The following is an 8,743-nucleotide window of genomic DNA, read 5'->3' as shown; positions in this document are numbered from 1 at the left end:
CGGCGAAGGTGCTGGTGCTGACCACGTTCGACCTGGACGAGTACGTGGTGGAGGCGCTGCGGGCGGGGGCCAGCGGGTTCCTGCTGAAGGACGCCCCGGCGGTCGAGCTGGTGCAGGCGATCCGGGTGGTGGCGGGCGGCGAGGCGATGCTCGCACCGAGCATCACGCGGCGGCTGCTGGACAAGTACGCGGTGCACCTGCCGTCGGGAGAGGAGCGCGTCCCGGATTCGCTCGGGACGCTGACCGAGCGGGAGGTCGAGGTGCTGAAGCTGGTGGCGAAGGGCCTGTCGAACGCGGAGATCGCGGCGGACCTGTTCGTCAGCGAGACGACGGTCAAGACGCACGTGGGCCACGTCCTGACGAAGCTGGGCCTGCGGGACCGGGTGCAGGCTGCGGTGTACGCGTACGAGAGCGGCCTGGTCCGCCCGGGCGCCGCCCACTAGCCGCGCTCCCCCGCCCCGGGAACGCGACCGGCCCGTGCCGCCCCTGGAGGGGGGCGGCACGGGCCGTCGGCGTTGCGGGGGCGGCTCAGCCCTTGCTGATCTCCCAGAAGCGGAAGACGGTGGAGGCGTCGAGCGACCACTGCAGGCCGGTGACGTTCTGGCGGGTCACCGCGTACTGCTTGCTCTGCCACAGGGGCAGGAGCGGGATCTCGTCGGCGACGATGTCCTGGAGGCGGGTGTAGTCCGGCGTGGCCGCGCTGCGGTCGGCCTTGGCGGAGGTCGCCGGGATGATCGTCTGGGAGATCTCCTTGTTGTCGTAGTTGTTGTTCAGGACGTTGTTCGGCCCGAAGAACGGCTGCGTGAAGTTATCTGCGTCCGGGTAGTCGGGCACCCAGCCGCGGATGTAGACGCCGTACTTGCCGGCCGCGATGTCCTTCTCGTACTGCTCGTACTCGACGGACTTGACGTCGGCCTCGAACAGGCCGCTGTCGTTGAGCTGCTTGGCGATGAGCGCCATCTCCTGGTCCGTGGCGGGACCGAAGCGGTTCGGCGTCGTGTACAGGGTGATCTTCACCTTGTCCTTGATGCCGGCCGCGCGGAGGACCGCCTCGGCCTTCTTCGGCTGCGGGCTGCCGCCGTAGCGGTCGAAGAAGGCGGTGTTGTGGGAGCCGATGCCGGCGGGGACGACCGAGTAGAGGGAGGTCGCGGTGCCCTCGTAGACGTCCTTGACGAGCGCTTCGCGGTCCACGAGGAAGGCGATGGCCTTGCGGACGGGGAGCTTGCCGGCGACCTCGTCCTTCATGTTGAAGACGAGGTGCTGGACCTCGGCGCCGGTGCCCTGGACGACCTCGATGCTGTTGTTGCCGGTCTTGGTCGAGGCGAGGCTGGCGATGTCCTTGGCGGCGAGGCCGCGGAAGGCGAAGTCGACGTCGCCGCTTTCGAGGACCTTCTTCAGGGCGGCCTGGTCCTGGTTGAAGAACTTCAGCGTGACGCCGGTGTTCTTCGGCTTGGCCTTGCCGGTGTAGGCCTCGTTGACCGAGAAGTTCGCGCTCTTCTCGTTGAACGAGTCGAGCTTGTAGACGCCGGAGCCGATGGCCTTGCCGTCGGTGCGGAGCTTGTCGGCCGGGTACTCGGCGTGGTCGACGATGGAGCCCGCACCCGAGGCGATCTTGCTGGGGAAGGTCGCGTCGGACGTCTTGAGGCGGAAGACGACGGTCTTGTCGTCGGGGGTGTCGATGCCCGCGATCGACGACAGCAGGACGGCCGGGCCGTTCGGGTCGTTGATCTTGAGCGTGCGCTCGAAGGAGAACTTCACGTCCTCGGACGTGAGGGGGTGGCCGTTGCTGAACTTCAGGTCCGGCTTCAGGGTGCACTTGTACACCTTGCTGTCGCCGCCCTCGAAGGCGCAGGACTGCGCGGCGTCGGGCTCCGGGGTGGTGGCGCCCTTGGGGAAGCTCAGCAGCGACTGGAAGACGTTGTTGAAGAGCAGCCAGGAGCCCGGGTCGTAGCCCGCGGCGGGGTCGGTGGACTTCACCTTGTCGGATATGCCCATGACCACGCCCTTGCCGCCTTCGGCGGGCGAGCCGTCGGTCGAACCGCAACCGCTGAGCAGCGCTGCGGCGGTGGCTGCGCCGAGCGGGGCTGCCAACCACTGGTTACGTCTCATCACGCGAACGTCCTTCACAGTCTTGCTGAATCGATGCGCCGGCCCGCGGACACCCGCCGCCGGTCCTGCCGGTCTCAGCCGCTGACTCCGCGGCCGAGCTCCCACAGCTGGAGGTCGGAGATGGCGTTGACCGACCACTCCACTCCGGTGATCCCGTCGCGTGCGGCGACGTACTGCTTGCCCTGCCACAGCGGCAGGACGGGCACGTCCTCGGCGACGATGTCCTGCATCTCCGTGATCGCGGGGGCGGCGACGTTGCGGTCGGCGGCCTTGCGCGACTCGGGGATGAGCTTGGTGCGCACCGTGCTGTTGGCGTACGGCGTGCCCAGGAAGTTGTCCTGCTCCAGGAAGGGAGCGAGGAAGTTGTCGGCGTCCGGGTAGTCGGGGAACCAGCCGAGCCCGTAGGCGGCGTAGTCGCCCTTCTTCTGCGCCGGGCGGAACTCGGTCCAGTCGGCGCCCTGGACGGTGATGTCGAACAGCTGGGTGGAGTTCAGCTGGTTCTTCAGGATCTCGAACTCGGCGGCCGTGCCGTCGCCGTAGTGGTCCTTGGTGTAGGTGAGCGTCAGCTTGACCGGCGCCTTGATGCCGGCGTCCTTCAGCAGCTGTGCGGCCTTGGCCGTGTTGGCCTCGCCGTACTTGTTGCGGAAGGAGTTGACGTGGCCGGTGACCGAGGTGGGGACCAGCGAGTACAGGGGCTGCGCCGTCTTGCCGTACACCTTGGAGACGATCGCGTTGCGGTCGACGGCGGCGGCGAGGGCCTGGCGGACGGCCTTCTCCTTGACGACCGGGGCCTCGGTGTTGAAGCCGATGTAGCGGATCTCCAGGCCGGGCATCGGGACGAGGCGGACGCCCTTGGGCGGGTTCGCCGAGAACTCGTTGATCTGGGTCGGCGACAGGGTGCGGGAGACCATGTGGATCCGCCCGTCGGTGAGCGCCTTGCCCATGGCGGCGGTGTCGTCGAAGGTGCGCAGCTCGACCTTGTCGTTCTGCAGCTTGAGGTCGCCCTTGTAGTGGGGGTTCTTGCTGAACACGGCGCGGACGAGGCGGTTGCCCTTGACCTCGGCCTTCATCGTGTAGGGGCCGGAGCCCTCGACGGTGAAGCCCTCGCGGAGCTTCTTGGCGTCGTAGGCCTTCTCGCTGACGATGCCGGCGGCCGGGGTGGAGAGCTTGTACGGGAACGTCGCGTCCGGGGTCTTCAGGTGGAAGACGACGGTGTCGGCGCCCTTGACCTCGACGGTGTCGAGGGTGGAGAGGAGCGATGCGGGGCCGTTCTCGGCGTTGATCGCGCGGACGCGGTCGATGGAGAACTTGACGTCCTTGGCGGTGAGCGGCTCGCCGCCGGCGAACTTCAGGCCGGGGCGCAGGGTGCAGCGGTAGCTCTCGTTGCCGGTGTCGGTGAAGTGGCAGGCGGATGCCGCTTCGGGGACGGGCTGGCCGCCGCCTCGGGGGGTGTGCATCAGGGTCTGGACGGTCTGCCGCAGGACGTTCCAGGCTCCGGCGTCGTAGGCGTACGCCGGGTCGAACGGTGCGGGGGCGTAGTCCGCCGCCTCGTACCGGTCGGTGGTGCCGACGACGATCGCTCCGGTTCCCGCTCCGCCGCCCGTCGCGCTGCCGCAGGCAGCGAGGGTGGGGGTGAGCAGTCCGGCCGCGGCCGTCAGCACCAGGGTCTTGCGGTTCATGCTGGAAGTACTCCCTTGACCGGCACTTGTTCAAAGCGGCGTAGAGGGCACTTCGCGGCGGTCGCCCGTTCTGGGCGGAACGATCGGGCCGGTTTTATGACGATCGGTCCACACGTACCCGGCACAGGGGTGTGTGTCCGGGACTGCTGCGGTGCGGAGTGCCCGCGTCGACATTAGTGGCCTTGGACCGGTTGGCTTGAACTGGCCGGACTTGGGGTGTAATCGCACGGTGATGGGAGGGGACTGCCTGTCAGGGCCGGGGCCATCGCAGATGCGGTCAGGAGATCATCAATCCGGACACAAGGGAACCGGCCCGGAGGTCCCTAACGGTCCGTAAGGGGCGTTGCGGGTGACGAAGGTCACCTGGCCCCGAAGCCAGGGAATGGATGGCTTTTCGGCGCGTCAGCCAAGGAACGGAAGACCGCTCCCGGGCTGCCGCGCCGCAGTGCGCCACGCAGCGTGGCGGATCAGTTCATCGGGGTGATGAGGGACCGGAGGAAGGCGAGGTCGACGTCCTCCAGCGAGCCGACCACCGTCCGCCCGGGCGCGGGCGCGATCAGCCCGACGGAGGGGACGGCGACGACGCGGCAGCCGGCCGCCTCCGCGGCGGCCACGCCGGTGGCGGTGTCCTCGACGACGGCGCACCGGGAGGGGTGGGCGCCGAGGGTGCGGGCGGCCAGCAGGTACGGGTCGGGGTGGGGCTTGGTGCGCGGTACGTCGTCGCCGGCGACGGTCAGCGCGAAGCGCTCGGGGCCCAGCGAGCCCAGGATGCGGTCGATGACGCGCCGGTGCGAGGCGGAGACGAGGGCGGTGGGCACGTTGTGCCGGGCGAGTTCGGACAGCAGCCGCTCGGCCCCGGGCATCAGGGGCACCTGCTCGGCGATGCGGGCCTCGAAGCGCTCGTTCAGCAGGACGCTGAGCTCGCCGATGCCGATGTCGGCGCCGGTGGCCTCGATGAGGAAGCCGGCGCTGCGGGTCATGGGGCCGCCGACGACGATGTCGCGCCAGGACTCCTCCAGGCGGTGGCCGAGCTCGGCGAAGACGTCGACCTCGGCCTCCCACCAGAAGCCCTCGGTGTCGACCAGCGTCCCGTCCATGTCGAGCAGCACCGCCTGGAGGGCCGAGCCGTCGGCCGTACGGGCGATGGAGACGGGAACGGTACTGGTCATGCGCGCGCCTCTCGGTGGGGACGAGAAGGCCGGTCGCCTGTTCCAGCGCGGGGCGCTCCCCGGGGAACAGGCGACCGGCCTGTATGGGACCGACCAGTGTACGTCGGTCTGCGTCAGCGTGCGTTGAAATACTTCGCTTCGGGGTGGTGGATGACGATCGCGTCGGTGGACTGCTCCGGGTGGAGCTGGAACTCCTCCGACAGGTGGACGCCGATCCGCTCGGGCCGGAGCAGGTCGGCGATCTTGGCGCGGTCCTCCAGGTCGGGGCAGGCGCCGTAGCCGAGGGAGAAGCGGGCGCCCCGGTACTTCAGGGCGAACATGTCCTCGACGTCGGCGGGGTCCTCGCCGCCGAAGCCGAGCTCGGCGCGGACGCGGGCGTGCCAGTACTCGGCGAGGGCCTCGGCGAGCTGGACGGAGAGGCCGTGCAGCTCCAGGTACTCGCGGTAGGAGTCCGAGGCGAACAGCTCGGCGGTGGCCTCGCCGATCCTGGAGCCGACGGTGACGACCTGGAGCCCGACCACGTCGGTCTCGCCGGACTCCTCGGGACGGAAGAAGTCCGCGAGGCACAGGCGGCGGCCGCGGCGCTGGCGCGGGAAGGTGAAGCGGGTCCGCTCGTTGCCGGCCTCGTCGAGGATGATCAGGTCGTCGCCCTTGGAGACGCACGGGAAGTAGCCGTGGACGACGGCCGCCTCCAGCAGGTTCTCGGTGTGGAGCTTGTCCAGCAGGCCGCGCAGCCGGGGCCGGCCCTCGGTCTCGACGAGTTCCTCGTAGGTGGGGCCGCCGGCGCGGGCCTGCTTCAGGCCCCACTGGCCCTTGAAGAGGGCGCCCTCGTCGAGCCAGGAGGCGTAGTCCTTCAGGGGGATGCCCTTGACGACCCGGGTGCCCCAGAACGGCGGGGTGGGGACGGGGTTGTCGACGGCGACGTCGGAGCGGCCCGCGGGCTCCTCCGGCTCGGTCACCTCCGGCAGCGGGGTGTCGCGCTTGGGGACGCGGCGCTGCTTGAGCTCGGGCAGGGAGGCGCCGGGGACACCGCGCTTGACGGCGATCAGGGCGTCCATCAGGCGCAGGCCCTCGAAGGCGTCGCGGGCGTAGCGGACCTCGCCCTCGTAGATCTCGTGGAGGTCCTGTTCGACGTAGGCGCGGGTGAGGGCGGCGCCGCCGAGGATGACCGGGTAGGTGGCCGCCAGCTTGCGCTGGTTCAGCTCCTCCAGGTTCTCCTTCATGATCACGGTCGACTTGACGAGCAGGCCGGACATGCCGATGACGTCGGCGCGGTGCTCCTGCGCGGCCTCCACGATCGCCGAAACCGGCTGCTTGATACCGATGTTGACGACGTTGTAGCCGTTGTTGGAGAGGATGATGTCGACGAGGTTCTTGCCGATGTCGTGGACGTCGCCGCGGACGGTGGCCAGGACGATGGTGCCCTTGCCCTCCGCGTCCGACTTCTCCATGTGCGGCTCCAGGTAGGCCACCGCCGTCTTCATGACCTCGGCGGACTGGAGGACGAACGGCAGCTGCATCTGGCCGGAGCCGAACAGCTCGCCGACGACCTTCATGCCCTCCAGGAGGGTGTCGTTGACGATGTCGAGGGCGGGCCGGGTCTGCAGGGCCTCGTCGAGGTCGGCCTCCAGGCCGTTCTTCTCGCCGTCGACGATGCGGCGGCGCAGCCGCTCCTCCAGGGGCAGCGCGAGGAGCTCCTCGGCGCGGCCGGCCTTGAGGGACTTGGTGTTGACGCCCTCGAAGAGGGCCATCAGCTTCTGCAGCGGGTCGTAGTCGCCCTCGCGGCGGTCGTAGATGAGGTCCAGGGCGGTGGAGACCTGCTCGTCGTCGAAGCGGGCGATGGGCAGGATCTTCGAGGCGTGGACGATCGCCGAGTCCAGGCCGGCCTTGACGCACTCGTCGAGGAAGACGGAGTTCAGCAGGACGCGGGCGGCCGGGTTGAGGCCGAAGGAGATGTTCGACAGGCCGAGGGTCGTCTGCACCTCGGGGTGGCGGCGCTTGAGCTCGCGGATGGCCTCGATGGTGGCGATGCCGTCCTTGCGGGACTCCTCCTGGCCGGTGCAGATCGTGAAGGTGAGGCAGTCGATGAGGATGTCGGACTCGTTGATGCCCCAGTTGCCGGTGAGGTCCTCGATCAGCCGTTCGGCAATGGCGACCTTGTGCTCGGCGGTGCGGGCCTGGCCCTGCTCGTCGATGGTGAGGGCGATCAGGGCCGCGCCGTGCTCCTGGGCCAGTCGGGTGACCTTCGCGAAGCGGGAGTCGGGGCCGTCGCCGTCCTCGTAGTTCACCGAGTTGATGACGGCGCGGCCGCCGAGGGCCTCCAGGCCCGCCTGGATGACGTCGACCTCGGTGGAGTCCAGCACCACCGGCAGGGTGGAGGCGGTCGCGAAGCGGGCGGCCAGCTCCCGCATGTCGGCGACGCCGTCGCGGCCGACGTAGTCCACGCACAGGTCGAGCATGTGCGCGCCCTCGCGGATCTGGTCGCGGGCCATCTCCACGCAGTCGTCCCAGCGGGCCTCCAGCATGGCCTCGCGGAACTTCTTCGACCCGTTGGCGTTGGTCCGCTCGCCGATCGCCATGTACGAGGTGTCCTGGCGGAAGGGGACCGTCTGGTACAGCGAGGAGGCGCCCGGCTCGGGGCGCGGCTCGCGGACGGCGGGGGCGAGGCCGCGGACCCGCTCGACGACCTGGCGCAGGTGCTCGGGCGTGGTTCCGCAGCAGCCGCCGACCAGGGAGAGGCCGTACTCGCGGACGAAGGTCTCCTGGGCGTCGGCGAGCTCGCCCGCCGTCAGCGGGTAGTGCGCACCGTCCTTGCCGAGGACCGGCAGGCCCGCGTTCGGCATGCAGGAGAGCGGGATGCGGGCGTTGCGGGCGAGGTAGCGCAGGTGCTCGCTCATCTCGGCGGGGCCGGTGGCGCAGTTCAGGCCGATCATGTCGATGCCGAGCGGCTCCAGGGAGGTCAGCGCGGCGCCGATCTCGGAGCCGAGCAGCATGGTGCCGGTCGTCTCCACGGTGACGGAGCAGACGAGGGGGACGGAGACGCCGAGGGCCTCCATGGCGCGGCGGGCGCCGATGACGGAGGCCTTGGTCTGCAGGAGGTCCTGGGTGGTCTCGACGAGGAGGGCGTCGGAGCCGCCGGCGAGCAGGCCCTCGGCGTTGGCCTGGTAGGCGTCGCGGAGGGTGGCGTACGCGATGTGGCCCAGGGTCGGCAGCTTGGTGCCGGGGCCGATGGAGCCCAGGACCCAGCGCTGCTGCCCGGTGGCGGCGGTGGCGGCGTCGGCGGCCTCGCGGGCGATGCGGGCGCCGGCCTCGGAGAGCTCGTGGATGCGCTCGGGGATGTCGTACTCGGCCAGCGCGGAGTGGTTGGCGCCGAAGGTGTTGGTCTCGACGCAGTCGACGCCGACGGCGAAGTAGGCGTCGTGGACGGAGCGCACGATGTCCGGACGGGTGACGTTGAGGACCTCGTTGCAGCCTTCGAGCTGCTGGAAGTCCTCCAGGGTGGGCTCCTGGGCCTGGAGCATCGTTCCCATGGCCCCGTCGGCGACGACCACGCGGGTCGCGAGCGCCTCTCGGAGGGCATCGGCCCGGCTCTGGGTGTCGGCGGGCAGGTTCGGCAACGAGGCCATGGAGAGCTCCCTGGGATGCGACGGCTGTCGGCTTTGCACCCTTGCCGTTCCAAGGGTGCACGCGGTCAGGGTAACCGCGCGGCGGGAGCCCCGGTGCGGGTGTCCCACGTGGCGGACTGCATGCTGTCCGCGGGGGTCTGCGGGGCGGGTCCAGGACACG

Annotated in this window: 5 protein-coding genes; 1 reads left to right on the top strand and 4 read right to left on the bottom strand. The window is 69.9% G+C overall.

Annotated elements, in window-relative coordinates; genetic code table 11:
- A partial coding sequence (locus IE170_RS33005) for a LuxR C-terminal-related transcriptional regulator (protein WP_229885272.1) occupies positions 1-443 on the top strand: 443 nt, incomplete at its 5' end.
- An 85-nt stretch (positions 444-528) separates the two neighbouring features.
- Here IE170_RS33005 and IE170_RS29385 read toward each other — a convergent pair.
- The 4 genes from IE170_RS29385 to metH form a co-directional block, all read right to left on the bottom strand.
- Positions 529-2,112 (bottom strand): ABC transporter substrate-binding protein, encoded by a 1,584-nt coding sequence (locus tag IE170_RS29385; RefSeq protein WP_189812513.1) that lies wholly within the window; start codon positions 2,110-2,112, stop codon positions 529-531.
- 71 nt (positions 2,113-2,183) lie between these two features.
- Positions 2,184-3,788, bottom strand: coding sequence for an ABC transporter substrate-binding protein (locus IE170_RS29380; protein ID WP_189812512.1), 1,605 nt, complete (start codon positions 3,786-3,788; stop codon positions 2,184-2,186).
- Positions 3,789-4,255: 467 nt separating this feature from the next.
- Positions 4,256-4,957 (bottom strand): HAD family hydrolase, encoded by a 702-nt coding sequence (locus IE170_RS29375; protein ID WP_189812511.1) that lies wholly within the window; start codon positions 4,955-4,957, stop codon positions 4,256-4,258.
- A gap of 113 nt (positions 4,958-5,070) precedes the next feature.
- Positions 5,071-8,583 carry a methionine synthase gene (metH, locus tag IE170_RS29370; protein WP_189812510.1) on the bottom strand — a complete coding sequence of 1,171 codons (3,513 nt, stop codon included), beginning with the start codon at positions 8,581-8,583 and terminating at the stop codon, positions 5,071-5,073.
- Positions 8,584-8,743: the final 160 nt, after the last annotated feature.

Source organism: Streptomyces toxytricini (genome assembly GCF_014649915.1).
Taxonomy (GTDB): Bacteria; Actinomycetota; Actinomycetes; order Streptomycetales; family Streptomycetaceae; genus Streptomyces; species Streptomyces toxytricini.
The sequence above is the reverse complement of the archived record's forward strand: the minus strand, read 5'-3'. Positions and strand labels throughout refer to the sequence as shown.

Coding starts and splice junctions, on each gene's coding strand:
- IE170_RS29380 (WP_189812512.1), bottom strand. CDS start 3,788: ATGAACCGCAAGACCCTGGTGCTGACGGCCGCGGCCGGACTGCTCACC.
- IE170_RS29375 (WP_189812511.1), bottom strand. CDS start 4,957: ATGACCAGTACCGTTCCCGTCTCCATCGCCCGTACGGCCGACGGCTCG.
- metH (WP_189812510.1), bottom strand. CDS start 8,583: ATGGCCTCGTTGCCGAACCTGCCCGCCGACACCCAGAGCCGGGCCGAT.